Source organism: Proteus myxofaciens ATCC 19692, assembly GCF_001654855.1.
GTDB classification, from domain to species: Bacteria; Pseudomonadota; Gammaproteobacteria; order Enterobacterales; family Enterobacteriaceae; genus Proteus; species Proteus myxofaciens.
Genome location: NZ_LXEN01000125.1, coordinates 28406 through 43794, shown reverse-complemented (window position 1 = coordinate 43794; position 15389 = coordinate 28406). Strand labels below are relative to the sequence as shown.

Here is a 15389-nt window from a genome sequence, read left to right as displayed (position 1 = left end):
TCATTAACGCGACAATTGAGGAAAATAGTTTAAAACGCCATGAGCGACGACCAATCTTCGAGTAACGACAACCCTGGTCCTAAAAAAGGGTTTCTCACACTGCTTAATCAGTGGTTCCACGGTGAGCCTAAAAATCGTAATGAACTGATGGAGCTTATCCGCGATTCTGAACAGAAAGAATTAATTGATCCTGATACCCGCGATATGCTTGAAGGGGTTATGGATATTGCTGAACAACGAGTACGGGATATCATGATCCCTCGCTCTCAAATTGTTACATTAAAACGCAATCAAACACTTGATGAATGCTTAGATGTAATAATTGATTCAGCACATTCCCGTTTCCCTGTTATTAGCGAGGACAAAGATCATATTGAAGGCTTGTTAATGGCAAAAGATTTGCTGCCATTTATGCGTACTGATGCAGAGCCCTTTAGTATGGATAAAGTCCTACGTTCTGCGGTTGTTGTACCTGAAAGTAAACGCGTAGACCGCCTATTAAAAGAGTTCCGCTCTCAACGTTATCATATGGCTATTGTCATTGATGAATTTGGTGGTGTTTCTGGTCTGGTAACGATTGAAGATATTCTTGAGCTCATCGTGGGCGAAATTGAAGATGAGTATGACGACGAGGATGATATCGATATTCGTCCATTAAGCCGTCACGCTTACTCAGTTAGAGCTTTAACCCAGATTGAAGATTTTAATGACGCATTCGGTACACACTTTAGCGATGACGAGGTTGATACTATTGGTGGCTTAGTGATGCAAGCCTTTGGTCATCTTCCTGCTCGTGGTGAAACTATTACTATTGATAACTACCAGTTTAAAGTGGTTATGGCAGACAGCCGTAAAATAATTCAGGTTTATGTACACATCCCCGATGATGCGCCTATCCCTGAATTAGGTAATGATGCATAGGATATCAATGAATAAATTCTCTTTCTTAAACCGCCAGTGGGTTCGTGCCTTTCTGGCGGTTTTTTTCGGTGCAATAGGCACACTTGCTTTTTCTCCATTTGATTTTTGGCCTACGGCATTAATTTCCCTATCAGGTCTATTATTGGTAATCAGTGAGCGTACGACAAAACAAGGTACAGCTCTGGGATTTGCTTGGGGATTTGGATTATTTGGTAGTGGTGTTAACTGGGTTTACGTCAGTATTGCCGATTTTGGTGGTATGCCTTTTGCGGTAAATATTTTTTTAGTCGTACTATTAGCCCTTTATTTATCGCTCTACACGGCTCTTTTTGCCGGTCTCCTTAATAAATTCTTTCCTAAATTAACAATTTGGCGATTTGTCTTTGCAGCACCTGCATTATGGCAAATAACTGAATTTTTAAGAGGCTGGGTATTATCAGGATTTCCTTGGTTACAATTTGGTTATAGTCAAATTGATGGCCCATTAAAAGGAATTGCACCTATCCTTGGTGTGACTGTAATAACGCTACTTTTAACAATAATAAGTGGATTAATTGCCTTTGCTATTGTGAAAAAATCACTTTCTAGCATTATTGTAGCAGCTATTTTATTATTCTTGCCACTGAGCTTAAAATCTATTCAATGGTATCAGCCTTTATCAGATGAAAAGCAAGAAATAGCCTTAATACAAGGTAACATTGCACAATCATTAAAATGGCAACCTGGTACGTTAGAAAAAACATTAGAGACTTATTTAAGCTTAAGTCGCCCTTACCTTGGTCATGCTAACCTTATTATTTGGCCTGAATCGGCTATTCCTGATGTTGAAATTCAACAACAAGGTTTTCTTGAGGCGCTAGATAAACAATTAAGGCAGCAAGATACTCATTTAATGACGGGTATTATTGATGCAAGACCGACATTAGAAGGCTATCGTTTTTATAATAGTGTGATTACCTTAGGTGAACATAATGCTTATAAATATCCAGCCACTGATAGATATAATAAGCATCACCTTGTTCCTTTTGGTGAATATGTACCGCTTGAATCACTACTTCGCCCAATAGCACCTTTCTTTAATTTACCGATGTCATCATTAAGCCAAGGTGAATATATTCAACCTCAATTAACAGTTAATGACACGAAAATTACGGCAGCCATTTGCTATGAAATTATATTAGGTGAACAAGTCCGCGCTAATTTTAAACCCGATACACGTTTTCTATTAACAATATCAAATGATGCGTGGTTTGGTCACTCAATTGGCCCTTGGCAACATTTTCAAATGGCAAGAATGCGTGCTTTAGAGTTAGGAAGACCATTATTGCGTTCAACTAATAATGGAATAACGGCTTTTATTGCAGCGAATGGTGATATTATTTCTCAGCTTCCTCAATTTGAAGAAGGAGCATTAGCGGAAGAGATGACACCAACAACTGGATTAACACCTTATTATAAGTTAGGAAGTTATCCGTTGTGGATAATTGTCGTATTATTGCTTATTTTAGCATTTATTAAACGTCGTCATTAATATAACAACGCCTCAACAACTGCATTATCAATATAACGCAATTGTTGGGGCGTTTATTTTATGGAAATAGCCATGAAACATCATTCTAATGATATTTTAGATATTATTTGGCAACGAGCACAAAAAATCTCATCAAATAATGAAGATAAAAGCTTTCGACAAGATTGTGCGTAACGATTTTAATCAAGGTGATAATCAATATAGTTGGTTTTTATTAAGCGGGTCTGATGACATTAATACTGAGAAAAATAAAACGATTGTTCCCTTACATTGGAAAACGCTCAATAAAATAAAAAGACAGCAAGAAATAGAATGAAACGCAGAAAAGAATCGACAATAATTTAAATGATCATTTTTATTATTGAGCTAATTACCGCTATTCCTCGTGCTATCATTTCATTATTTAATTAATAAGTTAGGAAAAGAATGTCTTATCCTTTTAATAAATACTTTTTTATTAAAAAGACGCCCACCATAATCTTAGTTTTAATCCCCATGATGATGTCCAACCACTTGTAAAGCTGACCATTTCGCCTTTATAGAGAATAACAAAAGAAGGTGTTGCACTTATTCCCCATTGTTGAGAAACCATGCCATTATTATCATTTATAACAGGAAAGCCCCATTGTTTAGCGTTAATGCCACGCAGTAATTTAGCATCATCACCAGAGCGAATAGCGATAGTAGTAACATTATAACCGTCTTGTGCTAGCGTATTAACTGCGGGTGTCGTTGTTTTACAAATGCCACACCACGTTGCCCAAAAATAGACTAATAAGGGCTTTTCTTGGCTTAATGCTATTAAAGAAACAGGCTTGTCTTCAACAGTATAAAGCGCTGGCAATTGTGTTAAAACAGGTGGCGTAGGCTGACGCCACCTGTCCATAGCAAAAGACGCTATAACAAAAATAGCGATAAGAACAATCAGCTCTTTACTCCATTTTCGTAGGCGCTTTAACATTATTTTTTCACTTTTGCTAACTGTTCTTTGATTATCACTTCTAACTGAGAGTAATCGACTGCACCAGGTAGAATAGTATCACCAACAACGGTTGCTGGCGTACCTTGAATACCCAATTTACGAGATAACTCTAAGTTATTTTGTAATGCTTTCAAGCTATCATCTGTAATTTTGATATTGCTAGTATTTGTGCTTTTCATTGCTTCTTCAATACTTGCATTATCTAACATTGTTTTTTTCTGCATCAAACGTTGATGTAATGCTTGGAATGCTTTTGGATCTTCTTTCCATACTGAAAGAACAGCTTGTGATGCTTTAGCAGAACTTTCACCTTTGAAAGGTAAAGGTTTAATAATAACGGCGACATCTGGATATTGTTCAGTAATCTTCTCTAAAAGAGGATCAAAGCGTTTGCAATAAGGGCAGTTATAATCAGTAAAAGAAACTAAGACTAATTTTGCATCTTTAGCACCAATGCGTGGGCTTGACGCATCGTTATATAGTGCATCGTGTTCAGACTCTAAAGCTTTACGAAATTGAGTTTGTTGCTCCTGTGCTTTTTTAGTCTGTAACGCCATGATAGCTTCTTCTAAAATCTCAGGATTATTAATTAACGTATCGCGTACCAGTGTACGAACTTCTTTTTCTTGAGCAGCATTCAAAGCCGCCGCATGCACATTTGCACCAAAAAGTAGTGAGGAAATAACCAGTGCAGAAAGTGTTTTTTTCATTATTCGGCTCCTTTAGCCTCAGAAAGAATTTTAAGTAATAAATCTTTATTTAAAAGAGGAGGTAAAATTTCCCCTTCTTTAATGCCAGGTCCATAAATTTGATTAAAGGGTACAGCAACCTGACCACGTTTTTTCAGGAATTGGGTAATTTCATCAGAAGGCTTAGTCCAATTTCCTCTAAATGCAACAACATCTGGCTCTGATAATGCCTTTTGAACATCTTCACGCAATAATACATTGTATTTGTTTGCTTTGCAGGTTACACACCAATCCGCAGTCACATCAATAAAAATACGTTTATTTTCTGATAATGCCTGTTGAAGAGCTTGCTCTGTCAAGGGTTGCCAATGAACCGTATCTTTACCTGCTAGTGTTTGTGTTTCAGGCTGAGCTACAAAAAAGTAAGTGCTAGCGCCTAGAATAAGCGCGATTAACATTGATATGCTAAGTGCTTTCTTACCATAGTGCTTTCCAATAGCAAAAAGCAGAATAAATCCAATAATGATAAAAATAATGGAGACGGTTATCAGTCCAAAATGGGGAATTAACAGAGTCATTAACCAAATACACGATAGAAGCATCATAAAGCCTAAAATAACTCTAATACTTCCCATCCATTTACCTGGTTTAGGTAATATTCTCGCAATAGCAGGAAAAAGTGCCACTAAAATCCACGGCAAACTCATACCAATACCTAATGCGGTAAAAATCAACCAAAGTTCACTAAGTGGTGCAACTAACGCATAAGCCACCGCAGTACCTAAAAAAGGTGCTGAACACGGCGTCGCTAATAACGTAGCAAATGCCCCTTCCCAAAAATGTCGACTATTTCCTTTGCCACCGGCTGTCGCCATTTTTGTATTGAGATTACTTGATAAGCGTAATTCAAATAAACCAAATAAATTTGCCGTAAATATAGCCGTAATTAATACCATAAAACCGATAAACCAAGGGCTTTGGAATTGAATTCCCCAACCTATCGCTTCCTGGCTATACCGGAGTACGGTCATAAATAAGGCTAATGCCCAAAAAGAGACAATAATTCCAATGACAGATAGTGAAAATTGTTTACGAACTGAGCCAACATCACGCTTTTCTGTATGCAGTATTGAGCCTAATTTCATTGCTAATACCGGCAATACACAAGGCATTAAATTAAGAATTAAGCCACCAAGTAATGCAAAAGAAAGCACAGCCCATAAGCTCATACTATTCTGTGAAGAAGTTGAAATCGCATTAGCCACGTCACCTTCACCAATAATGCCATTGACTTGGCGAGAAAGGCCTTCATCAGTAATGACAACTGAAAGCGGTTTACCTGTAATATCAGCAGATTTTTCACCCCAATCATTTGTTACATCAACTATGACTGATAATTTATCACCTTTATATTGTAATGTTGGAGTTCCAAAAAATGTCTCTGTAGGAGGATCAAGATAAATATTAGGATGTTTCCAATCACCCTGTTCACGATCAACTGTGATAGTGAGTTTACTATTATCATATTGAGATGAAAGAGAAGAAATAAGCCCAGAAGAAACAGGAACGAGTGACATCGCTTGGCTATAATACCAATCAAAATTATCAGGTGCTGGCTCAGCTAAATCTAAGTCAAGTGTGTAATCAGTTAATACACAGACATTACTACAGGTAGGCAGTGTTAAAACGCCACTTAAGTTATCACCTTTCACTGAGCTAAGCTCAATTGGAAAAATAACTTTTTGAGAATATCCTTGAGTATGAATACCCGCTATATCAAATGCTGAAGGTGTTGGCCAATACCATGTCATATTTGAGACATCAGATGACCAATTAATTTCAGGTGCAACACCACCTTCACCCGGTGAACGCCAATACGTTTTCCAGCCTGATGCTAAATCCACTTCAAGTAAAAGCTTTACATCGCCTTCAGGCGATTTCTTTGCCATCGCCATGACTTTAGCATGTGGATTATCCGGTGAAGTTAACCATCCCGTTTGGGCTGCTTGAGATGTGGATAAAGAAAAAAACGTTAACATCAACGCTATAAAAAAAACACGGAACATTGCAACTCCCTAAAAATTATCTAGATAGAAAATCACGCCCAAAAAGCGCCTATTTTTAGTTAAGAAGCCGCTAATTTCGAAGAATACAATAATGGAGATGAAGCCTTACAGGCAAAGGGGGATGATGATGCTTTTTCTGACTACGCTTTCGTGAAACATAAATAGCCGACATGCTTAATAACAATACAACGCCTAGTAAGTAAAAAAAAGGTTCTATTGTTGTTAATGGAGATAATGATAATAATGATTTCGCACTCAACTCACAGCTTGATAATGAAAAAGACGTTTCTTTTTTATTATCATCTTGGCTATTTGTATTCACGGTAATCGCTGATGATAGATGTTGTGCTTGAGCAACAGACATTGCCAAGCGCTCACTAATTACATGAGCACCTATTGAGCGTTGCATTATACAACTTAATATTAACAAAACTGTCATTAACACAAGCCAGCGACCTGACCGCCAAGTTCTCATAAAACTCCCTCTTAAACATCTGTCGTTATCTTAACGGTAATCCGTAGACAAACAACTCATTAAGATAAACTTTACAAATCATCACTTATATTATTTCTTAATATTTCAAAATTAGAGTTATTTTCTCTTTTTTGACAAAAAATTTAATACATTACTTTTCAAGCATTGAAAGCCTCTTCCAAAAAAACTATAAATTATTTTATTGAGAGACAGCTCTCGTATTTTAAAAAATGCACTTCCAACAGTATGTTATTTGATCTATCTATTAACACTATACAAACAAAATAATCACAATTTGAATACAAGCAAATGCAACAAAAAATACGATACCAAAACCACAAACACAAAAATGGGAGTTATTATGAGCATGCGAAAACTTGCATTATCATTAATGATTTTAGGAGCAGCAAGTGCTGTTCAAGCTGAAGAATTGACAGGAAGCTTAAAGAAAATAAATGATAACGATATAATTATCGTCGGACATAGGGAATCCTCTGTTCCCTTCTCTTATTATGATAACCAACAGAAAGTTGTGGGCTATTCTCAAGATTACTCCAATCTTATTGTTGATGCAGTTAAAGAAAAGCTTGGTAAGCCTAATCTTCAAGTACGCCTAATTCCAATTACTTCTCAGAATCGCATTCCATTATTACAAAATGGTACTTTTGATTTTGAATGTGGTTCTACTACCAACAATGAAGCTCGTCAGAAGCAAGCTGATTTCTCAAATACTATTTTTATTGTAGGAACTCGTTTACTGGCCAAAAAAGACGGTGATATTAAAGATTTTGCTGATTTAGCAGGTAAAAATGTCGTTGTGACATCAGGTACCACCTCTGAAGTGTTATTAAATAAACTTAATGACGAGAAAAAAATGAAGATGCGCATTATCAGCGCAAAAGATCATGGCGATTCATTCCGTACATTAGAATCAGGCCGTGCTGTCGCCTTTATGATGGATGATGCTCTGCTTGCCGGTGAACGCGCTAAAGCAAAAAAACCGGGTAATTGGGAAATTGTAGGCACACCGCAATCAGAAGAAGCTTATGGTTGTATGCTACGTAAAGATGATACTCAGTTTAAAGCGTTGATTGATGAAACAATTGCTAAAGCACAGAAATCTGGCGAAGCAGAAAAATCCTTTAACAAATGGTTTAACTCTCCAATTCCACCTAAAAACCTTAATTTAGATTTTACTATTTCTGATGAAATGAAAGCGCTATTTGCTTCACCAAATGATAAAGCGTTGAATTAAAAAACTAATCAGTATAGTGCTCACCACTAAATTGATAACTATAAAGTATCTGTTAGACAAGCAGAACAGTGAAATTCAGGGTAGTCGTTCCCTACCCTATTTTTTTCACCGGAGGTGAAATCATGTCTATTGATTGGGATTGGGGTATTTTTCTCCAAGAAGCTCCCTTTGGGAATACAACGTATTTAGGATGGCTAATTTCAGGTTTCCAAGTCACTGTTGCGTTATCTATCTGCGCTTGGATCATTGCTTTTTTTGTTGGCTCTTTTTTTGGCATTTTGCGTACTGTTCCTAATCGCTGGTTATCGAGTTTAGGTGCAATCTATGTCGAGCTTTTTCGTAATGTTCCCCTGATTGTTCAATTTTTTGCATGGTATTTAGTTGCTCCTGAACTATTACCACAATCTATTGGTGACTGGTTCAAAATGGACTTAGCACCGAATATTCAGTTCTTTTTATCTTCAGTGATATGTTTGGGGTTGTTTACTGCTGCTCGTATGTGTGAACAAGTAAGAGCGGCCATTGAATCACTTCCTAGAGGACAAAAAGCAGCAGGATTAGCATTAGGTTTAACATTACCTCAAACCTACCGCTATATTTTATTACCTAACGCTTATCGCGTTATCATTCCACCAATGACGTCTGAAATACTCAATCTTGTTAAAAACTCAGCAATTGCATCAACAATTGGCTTAATTGATATGGCAGCACAAGCGAATAAGCTACTTGATTATTCAGCAAAAGCTTATGAATCATTTACAGCGATTACACTCGCATATGTGTTGATTAACGTCGTTATTATGATAGTTATGCATTGGCTTGAAAAACGAGTCCGTTTACCTGGCACAGCGGGAGGTCAATAATGTACGATTTTGACTGGAGTTCTGTTGTTCCTAGCTTACCATTTTTAATGGATGGCATGGCTATCACCTTAAAAATTACCATAACCGCTATTATTATTGGTATTTTATGGGGAACTGTACTTGCAGTAATGCGATTATCAAGCTTTAAACCGATTAGTTGGTTTGCTGCGGGATATGTCAATACTTTTCGCTCAATCCCTTTAGTGATGGTTTTACTGTGGTTTTATTTAATCGTGCCTAACATATTACAAAATATTCTAGGGCTTTCACCTAAAAATGATATTCGTTTGATTTCAGCAATGATAGCGTTCTCATTATTTGAAGCAGCTTATTACTCTGAAATAATAAGGGCGGGTATTCAAAGCGTCAGTAAAGGGCAATTTTCAGCATCTTTAGCGTTAGGTATGACTAAGTCACAAACAATGCGTTTAGTGATTTTACCACAAGCCTTCCGTGCTATGATCCCACTATTACTAACTCAAGGTATTGTTTTATTTCAAGATACTTCTTTAGTTTATGTACTGAGCCTTACTGACTTTTTCCGTACTGCTACGAATATTGGTGAACGAGATGGCACACAAGTTGAAATGATTCTTTTTGCTGGATTTGTTTACTTTATTATTTGTTTCTCAGCTTCAATGTTAGTGAATTTTCTTAAAAAAAGGACGACGTAGATGATTTCCCTAAAAGATGTTTCCAAATGGTATGGTCAGTTTCAAGTACTGACTGAGTGCTCCACTGAAGTTAAAAAGGGGGAAGTTGTTGTTGTCTGTGGGCCTTCTGGCTCAGGTAAGTCAACACTGATTAAAACGGTTAATGGTTTAGAGCCAATACAGCAAGGTGAAATCATTGTTGATGGTACAAAAGTCAATGAGAAAAATACTGATCTTGCAAAACTACGTGCAAAAGTTGGTATGGTATTCCAACATTTTGAGCTTTTCCCTCACCTCTCTATTATTGAAAATCTTACGCTTGCACAGGTTAAAGTTCTTAACCGAAATAAAGCAGAAGCGAAAGAAAAAGGATTAAAATTATTAGAGCGTGTTGGGTTATCAAATCATGCTAATAAATATCCGGCTCAGCTTTCTGGTGGTCAGCAACAGCGTGTTGCCATTGCACGAGCACTATGTATGGATCCTATTGCGATGTTATTTGATGAACCGACATCAGCTCTTGATCCTGAAATGATTAATGAGGTGCTTGATGTCATGGTAGAGCTTGCCAATGAAGGTATGACAATGATGGTTGTCACTCATGAAATGGGATTTGCAAAAAAAGTTGCTGACAGAATCATTTTTATGGATGAAGGACGTATTGTTGAAGACAGTCCTAAAAATGAATTCTTTGAAAATGCTAAATCAGATAGAGCAAAAGACTTTCTCGCCAAAATACTGCACTAATATTATCATCTCATTATTTACTGGCGTGCTGTATTTAAGTCCGTCAGTAAATAACACAACTCTTTCTTGCTATCTTTAATATTAATACTCGTTGTTTTCACGCAATTTAAAGTATTTCATAAAGAATAAAATGCATTACTATGTTTAAACATAAGTTTAATCATTAATTAAACCTTGTTTGTAAATTGCGTATTTTCAGCTTAGCTCGCAATACACTTGAAAAAGTTATGCAAACAATGGCTTTCATGAAGATCAATAGTTGTGGCTATAAGACAAAATCAGCTATGCTATGCAAGTCTTAATTTCATTATAACGGCTACCCTTATTGGTAGCCATTAATTCACCATAGGATTATCGGTGCCATGCAAGAACAATATCGTCCCGAAGATATAGAGCAAACTATCCAGCAACACTGGGAAAAGAACAATACATTCAAAGTGACAGAAGATAATAACAAAGAAAAATATTACTGCCTGTCAATGCTACCTTATCCTTCTGGCCGACTACACATGGGACACGTCCGTAACTACACAATTGGTGACGTGATTTCCCGTTATCAACGTATGTTAGGTAAAAACGTATTGCAACCTATTGGTTGGGATGCGTTCGGCCTGCCAGCAGAAGGCGCTGCTGTTAAAAATAATACAGCACCAGCCCCGTGGACTTATGAAAATATCAATTATATGAAAAACCAGTTAAAAAAACTGGGTTTTGGATATGATTGGGATCGCGAAGTCACAACATGTACACCAGAATATTATCGTTGGGAACAATGGTTCTTCACAAAATTATATGAAAAAGGTTTAGTCTATAAGAAAACCTCTGCGGTTAACTGGTGTCCTCATGACCTTACCGTGTTAGCAAATGAACAAGTCATTGATGGCTGTTGCTGGCGTTGTGATACCCCTGTTGAGCGCAAAGAAATCCCTCAGTGGTTTATTAAAATTACTGACTACGCCCAAGAGCTTCTAGATGATTTAGATACATTAGATGAATGGCCAGAACAAGTTAAAACGATGCAACGTAACTGGATTGGTCGTTCTGAAGGTGTTGAAATTACCTTTGAGGTCGCAGACAGCAACGACACCATGACCGTTTATACCACTCGTCCAGATACTTTTATGGGCGTAACGTATGTTGCTGTTGCAGCAGGTCACCCATTAGCACAAAGAGCCGCTAAAAATAATTCTGAGGTTCAACACTTCATTGATGAATGCCGTAACATGAAAATGGCTGAAGCCGATATGGCAACAATGGAGAAAAAAGGGATCGACACTGGCTTATACGCCATTCATCCATTAACAAAAGAGAAAGTCGCCATTTGGGTTGCTAATTTTGTATTAATGGAATACGGCACTGGTGCGGTAATGGCTGTTCCTGGTCACGATGAACGCGACTGGGAATTTGCAACCAAATATAATTTACCGATTAAAGCTGTGATTGCAGATGCTGAAGGTCATCAACCTGATTTATCTGAAGGCGCTTTCACAGAAAAAAATAGCCTGATTAACTCAGGTGAATTTTCAGGTCTTGATAATCTAGCTGGTTTTAATGCGATTGCAGATAAACTAGCACAAATGGGTGTTGGTGAACGTAAAGTTAACTATCGTCTTCGTGATTGGGGTGTTTCTCGTCAACGCTACTGGGGCGCACCAATTCCAATGGCAACATTAGAAGATGGTACCGTTGTTCCTGTTCCTGAAGACCAACTTCCTGTTATTTTACCTGAAGATGTCAAAATGGATGGAATAACAAGCCCAATTAAAGCAGATCCTGAGTGGGCGAAAACAACAATTCATGGTCAACCAGCATTACGCGAAACAGATACTTTTGACACCTTTATGGAATCATCTTGGTATTATGCGCGTTACACTTGCCCTGATTATGACAAAGGAATGTTAGATCCTAAAGCAGCTAACTATTGGTTACCTGTAGACTGGTATATTGGCGGTATTGAACACGCCATAATGCATCTAATGTATTTCCGTTTCTTCCACAAACTGATGCGTGATGCAGGCCTAGTTAATTCTGATGAACCAGCAAAACGTTTACTGTGCCAAGGCATGGTTTTAGCGGATGCATTCTATTATACCGGTGAAGATGGTGCCCGCCATTGGGTGTCTCCTGCTGATGCGATTGTTGAACGTGATGAAAAAAATCGCATCACTAAAGCGACAGACAGTGAAGGTCATGAATTGACTTATGCTGGTATGAGCAAAATGTCTAAGTCTAAAAATAACGGTATCGACCCACAAACTATGGTTGAACGTTATGGTGCTGATACTGTACGTCTGTTTATGATGTTTGCTGCACCACCGGAATTAACATTAGAATGGCAAGAATCAAGTGTCGAAGGAGCTAACCGTTTCTTACGTCGTTTATGGCGTTTAGTTCATGAGCACACTCAAAAAGGTGCAATACAGCCATTAGATATTGCAACATTAACTGAAGCACAAAAAGACTTACGACGCGATTTACATAAAACTATCGCTAAAGTATCTGACGATATTGGTCGCCGTTTAGCTTTCAATACTGCTATCGCTGCCATCATGGAGTTAATGAACAAATTAACTCGTGCACCACAAGAAACTGAACAAGATAGAGCATTAATGCAAGAGGCGTTATCTGCTATTGTTCGTATGCTTTCACCTATTATTCCTCATGCTTGTTTTGTTATGTGGCAAGCGCTTGATGGTAAAGTAGATGTAGATGTGGCGCCGTGGCCTGTTGCTGATGAAGAAGCAATGATTGATGACACTAAACTCATTATTGTTCAAGTAAATGGTAAAGTACGTGGACGTGTTACAGTTCCTGCTAATTCAGAAAAAGATTATGTTCAGGAAATGGCAACAAAAGAGTACAGTGTAGCTAAATACTTGGAAGATGTGACTATTCGCAAAGTTATTTATGTTCCTGGTAAATTACTGAACATCGTTGTTGGCTGATAAGGAGGCCTAGTGCGATATCTATTTTCGCTATTTTTTGGTTTGGCGGTGTTACTCACCGCCGGCTGTGGTTTTCATCTTCAAGGGAAAACACAAGTTCCGGCTGAGTTAAAAACACTTTACTTAAGCTCTGGCGATCCTTATGGGCCATTAGCGCGTGTAATGCGTCAACAATTAAGATTAAGTGGTGTTCAGCTTGTTGAAAATCCAACAGCAGATATTCCTATTCTTAAAATAGTCGGTAGCTCTGAGAATGAAGATACCGTATCTGTTTATCAAGATGGTAAAGCAGCTGAGCGTCAATTAACATTTGTGCTTGATACTCAAGTGATTATGCCTGATGGTACGATTTATCCTATTTCATCGCAGGTTTCACGTCCTTTCTTTGATAACCCATTAGAAGCACTTGCTAAAGATGCTGAAAATGACATGATCAAACAAGAAATGCGTGAGCAAGCAACAGCAATGTTAGTGCGTAAATTATTGGTTGTTCATAATGCTGAGCGTCAAAAATTATCACAAGCAGCTGAAGCAAAACAGATAATTTATCCAGCTAAATGATCCGTCTATATCCAGAACAACTTAATGCGCAACTCCAAGAGGGGTTGCGCCAAAGTTATCTACTGTGGGGTAATGAGCCTTTATTACTCCAAGAATCTCAAGATGCCATACAATCTATGGCTAAAGCACAAGGCTTTGATGAGCATTATCAGTTTACGCTTGATAACCATACTGATTGGAATGAAATTTACTCATTATGCCACTCTCTGAGCTTGTTCTCTCAGCGTCAATCATTACTGCTACATCTTCCTGAAAGTGGCCCTAATGCAGCCATGGCAGAAAAGCTAACTCGCTTATCTAAAGAGTTACACCAAGATTTACTATTGATTATTCGAGGCAACAAACTCACTAAAGCCCAAGAAAACAGTGAATGGTTTAAGAGCTTAGTTCAACACGGTACATTTGTTTCATGCCTAACGCCTGAATTTGATAAATTACCTCATTGGGTAGCTAGGAGAGCAAAACAAAAAAATATTGCACTTGATGAGCAGGCTAATCATTTACTTTGCTACTGTTATGAAGGAAATTTATTAGCACTCTCACAAGCCATTGAGCGACTATCTTTGCTCTATCCTGATGGTAAGCTGACTCTTCCTAGAGTTGAGTCTGCGGTTAATGATGCTTCACATTTTACACCTTATCATTGGGTTGATGCCTTGCTTGCAGGTAAAACACAACGTGCATGGCATATATTGCAGCAACTCAAAAGAGAAGATATTGAGCCTGTTATTCTATTAAGAACATTACAACGAGAGTTGATGCAACTTATTACGTTATATCGTGAATCTAAAACAGCAGCATTAAAAACTATTTTTGATAAACACCGTATTTGGCAAAACCGCCGACCTATTTTTACGGCAGCTTTACAACGTTTATCAGAGCATCAGCTACTATCAGCACTGCAATTACTCGCCCATATTGAAATAACAATAAAACAAGAATATGGACAGACCGTTTGGCCTGATCTTAATGCACTTAGTTTATTATTGTGTGGAAAAGAATTACCAGAAGGATTGATTAATTATGTCTAAAACAACATCATTAACACCCATAATTAATCAAGCCATTGCATTATATGGTGGAACTTTTGATCCTATTCATTATGGGCATTTACGTCCAGTTGAGGCACTTTCAAGATTAATTGGCTTAAAAGAAGTTGTTTGGTTACCAAACAATATTCCGCCTCATCGACCTCAACCAGAAGCATCTTCACAACAGCGCCTTGAAATGGTGCGTCTTGCTATTCAACCTTTTCGTTCTTTTCGCGTTGATACAAGAGAAATAGAAAAAGCGGCACCGTCTTATTCTATTGAAACATTAAGTGATTTCAGAAAAGAAATTGGCAACAAACAATCACTTGCTTTTATTATTGGTCAAGATTCTCTGCTATCAATAAATACATGGCATAAATGGGAAGAATTGCTAGATGTTTGCCATCTATTAGTTTGTGCTCGCCCTGGTTACCAAACAACATTTTCATCTAAAGAGATGCAATCGTGGCTTGAACAACATCAAACCACGCAATATGAAGATATTCATCGCTTACCCGCAGGTAAAGTTTTTCTCGCTGATACACCTTTATATAATATTTCAGCTACAGATATTCGAGCACGCCATAAAGCGGGGCTTAATTGTCACGACTTACTGCCTACAGCGGTTGAAGATTATATTAATCAACAACAACTCTATCTATAATAATAC

General features: G+C 37.6%; 15 protein-coding genes. 11 read left to right on the top strand and 4 right to left on the bottom strand.

Going from position 1 to position 15389, the window contains the following annotated elements; translation table 11 throughout:
* Positions 1–39: 39 nt before the first annotated feature.
* The 3 genes from corC to M983_RS17430 all read left to right on the top strand — a co-directional run bounded on the left by corC (position 40) and on the right by M983_RS17430 (position 2768).
* Positions 40–921 carry a CNNM family magnesium/cobalt transport protein CorC gene (gene corC / locus M983_RS13065; protein WP_066751648.1) on the top strand — a complete coding sequence of 294 codons (882 nt, stop codon included), beginning with the start codon at positions 40–42 and terminating at the stop codon, positions 919–921.
* 7 nt (positions 922–928) lie between these two features.
* Positions 929–2452 (top strand): apolipoprotein N-acyltransferase, encoded by a 1524-nt coding sequence (gene lnt, locus M983_RS13060; protein ID WP_066751646.1) that lies wholly within the window; start codon positions 929–931, stop codon positions 2450–2452.
* 166 nt (positions 2453–2618) lie between these two features.
* On the top strand, positions 2619–2768 hold the full coding sequence (locus M983_RS17430; protein WP_157091963.1) for a hypothetical protein: 150 nt from the start codon (positions 2619–2621) through the stop codon (positions 2766–2768).
* A 141-nt stretch (positions 2769–2909) separates the two neighbouring features.
* Here the strand turns inward: M983_RS17430 and M983_RS13055 are convergent, their stop codons facing one another.
* The 4 genes from M983_RS13055 to M983_RS13040 form a co-directional block, all read right to left on the bottom strand.
* Positions 2910–3413 carry a protein disulfide oxidoreductase gene (locus tag M983_RS13055; protein WP_066751644.1) on the bottom strand — a complete coding sequence of 168 codons (504 nt, stop codon included), beginning with the start codon at positions 3411–3413 and terminating at the stop codon, positions 2910–2912.
* Complete coding sequence (locus M983_RS13050) at positions 3413–4144, bottom strand: DsbA family protein (RefSeq protein WP_066751641.1); 732 nt, start codon at positions 4142–4144, stop codon at positions 3413–3415. The genes M983_RS13055 and M983_RS13050 overlap by 1 nt, the downstream gene beginning before the upstream one ends.
* On the bottom strand, positions 4144–6189 hold the full coding sequence (locus tag M983_RS13045) for a protein-disulfide reductase DsbD family protein (protein WP_066751639.1): 2046 nt from the start codon (positions 6187–6189) through the stop codon (positions 4144–4146). Before M983_RS13045 ends, M983_RS13050 begins: the two co-directional genes overlap by 1 nt.
* Positions 6190–6259: 70 nt before the next feature.
* Complete coding sequence (locus M983_RS13040) at positions 6260–6664, bottom strand: metal resistance protein (RefSeq protein WP_066751637.1); 405 nt, start codon at positions 6662–6664, stop codon at positions 6260–6262.
* A gap of 361 nt (positions 6665–7025) precedes the next feature.
* On the opposite strand from M983_RS13040, the gene M983_RS13035 reads away from it, so the two are divergent.
* The 8 genes from M983_RS13035 (at position 7026) to nadD (ending at position 15383) form a co-directional block, all read left to right on the top strand.
* Positions 7026–7919 carry an amino acid ABC transporter substrate-binding protein gene (locus M983_RS13035; RefSeq protein ID WP_066751635.1) on the top strand — a complete coding sequence of 298 codons (894 nt, stop codon included), beginning with the start codon at positions 7026–7028 and terminating at the stop codon, positions 7917–7919.
* A 122-nt stretch (positions 7920–8041) separates the two neighbouring features.
* A complete protein-coding gene (locus M983_RS13030; RefSeq protein ID WP_066751633.1) occupies positions 8042–8782 on the top strand; it encodes an amino acid ABC transporter permease in 741 nt (246 codons plus the stop codon).
* Entirely contained in the window at positions 8782–9456 is a 675-nt protein-coding gene (gltK, locus tag M983_RS17425; protein ID WP_066751630.1) for a glutamate/aspartate ABC transporter permease GltK, read from the top strand. Before M983_RS13030 ends, gltK begins: the two co-directional genes overlap by 1 nt.
* Positions 9457–10182 (top strand): amino acid ABC transporter ATP-binding protein, encoded by a 726-nt coding sequence (locus M983_RS17420; protein WP_066751627.1) that lies wholly within the window; start codon positions 9457–9459, stop codon positions 10180–10182. It begins immediately after the preceding gene.
* A 362-nt stretch (positions 10183–10544) separates the two neighbouring features.
* Positions 10545–13127, top strand: a complete 2583-nt coding sequence (gene leuS, locus M983_RS13015; protein WP_066751626.1) for a leucine--tRNA ligase — start codon at positions 10545–10547, stop codon at positions 13125–13127.
* Between the two features lie 12 nt (positions 13128–13139).
* Positions 13140–13688, top strand: a complete 549-nt coding sequence (gene lptE / locus M983_RS13010; protein ID WP_066751624.1) for an LPS assembly lipoprotein LptE — start codon at positions 13140–13142, stop codon at positions 13686–13688.
* Positions 13685–14719 (top strand): DNA polymerase III subunit delta, encoded by a 1035-nt coding sequence (gene holA / locus M983_RS13005; RefSeq protein ID WP_066751621.1) that lies wholly within the window; start codon positions 13685–13687, stop codon positions 14717–14719. Before lptE ends, holA begins: the two co-directional genes overlap by 4 nt.
* On the top strand, positions 14712–15383 hold the full coding sequence (gene nadD, locus M983_RS13000; RefSeq protein WP_066751618.1) for a nicotinate-nucleotide adenylyltransferase: 672 nt from the start codon (positions 14712–14714) through the stop codon (positions 15381–15383). The genes holA and nadD overlap by 8 nt, the downstream gene beginning before the upstream one ends.
* Positions 15384–15389: the final 6 nt, after the last annotated feature.

Coding starts and splice junctions, on each gene's coding strand:
- corC (WP_066751648.1), top strand. CDS start 40: ATGAGCGACGACCAATCTTCGAGTAACGACAACCCTGGTCCTAAAAAA.
- lnt (WP_066751646.1), top strand. CDS start 929: ATGAATAAATTCTCTTTCTTAAACCGCCAGTGGGTTCGTGCCTTTCTG.
- M983_RS13055 (WP_066751644.1), bottom strand. CDS start 3,413: ATGTTAAAGCGCCTACGAAAATGGAGTAAAGAGCTGATTGTTCTTATC.
- M983_RS13050 (WP_066751641.1), bottom strand. CDS start 4,144: ATGAAAAAAACACTTTCTGCACTGGTTATTTCCTCACTACTTTTTGGT.
- M983_RS13045 (WP_066751639.1), bottom strand. CDS start 6,189: ATGTTCCGTGTTTTTTTTATAGCGTTGATGTTAACGTTTTTTTCTTTA.
- M983_RS13040 (WP_066751637.1), bottom strand. CDS start 6,664: ATGAGAACTTGGCGGTCAGGTCGCTGGCTTGTGTTAATGACAGTTTTG.
- M983_RS13035 (WP_066751635.1), top strand. CDS start 7,026: ATGAGCATGCGAAAACTTGCATTATCATTAATGATTTTAGGAGCAGCA.
- M983_RS13030 (WP_066751633.1), top strand. CDS start 8,042: ATGTCTATTGATTGGGATTGGGGTATTTTTCTCCAAGAAGCTCCCTTT.
- gltK (WP_066751630.1), top strand. CDS start 8,782: ATGTACGATTTTGACTGGAGTTCTGTTGTTCCTAGCTTACCATTTTTA.
- M983_RS17420 (WP_066751627.1), top strand. CDS start 9,457: ATGATTTCCCTAAAAGATGTTTCCAAATGGTATGGTCAGTTTCAAGTA.
- leuS (WP_066751626.1), top strand. CDS start 10,545: ATGCAAGAACAATATCGTCCCGAAGATATAGAGCAAACTATCCAGCAA.
- holA (WP_066751621.1), top strand. CDS start 13,685: ATGATCCGTCTATATCCAGAACAACTTAATGCGCAACTCCAAGAGGGG.
- nadD (WP_066751618.1), top strand. CDS start 14,712: ATGTCTAAAACAACATCATTAACACCCATAATTAATCAAGCCATTGCA.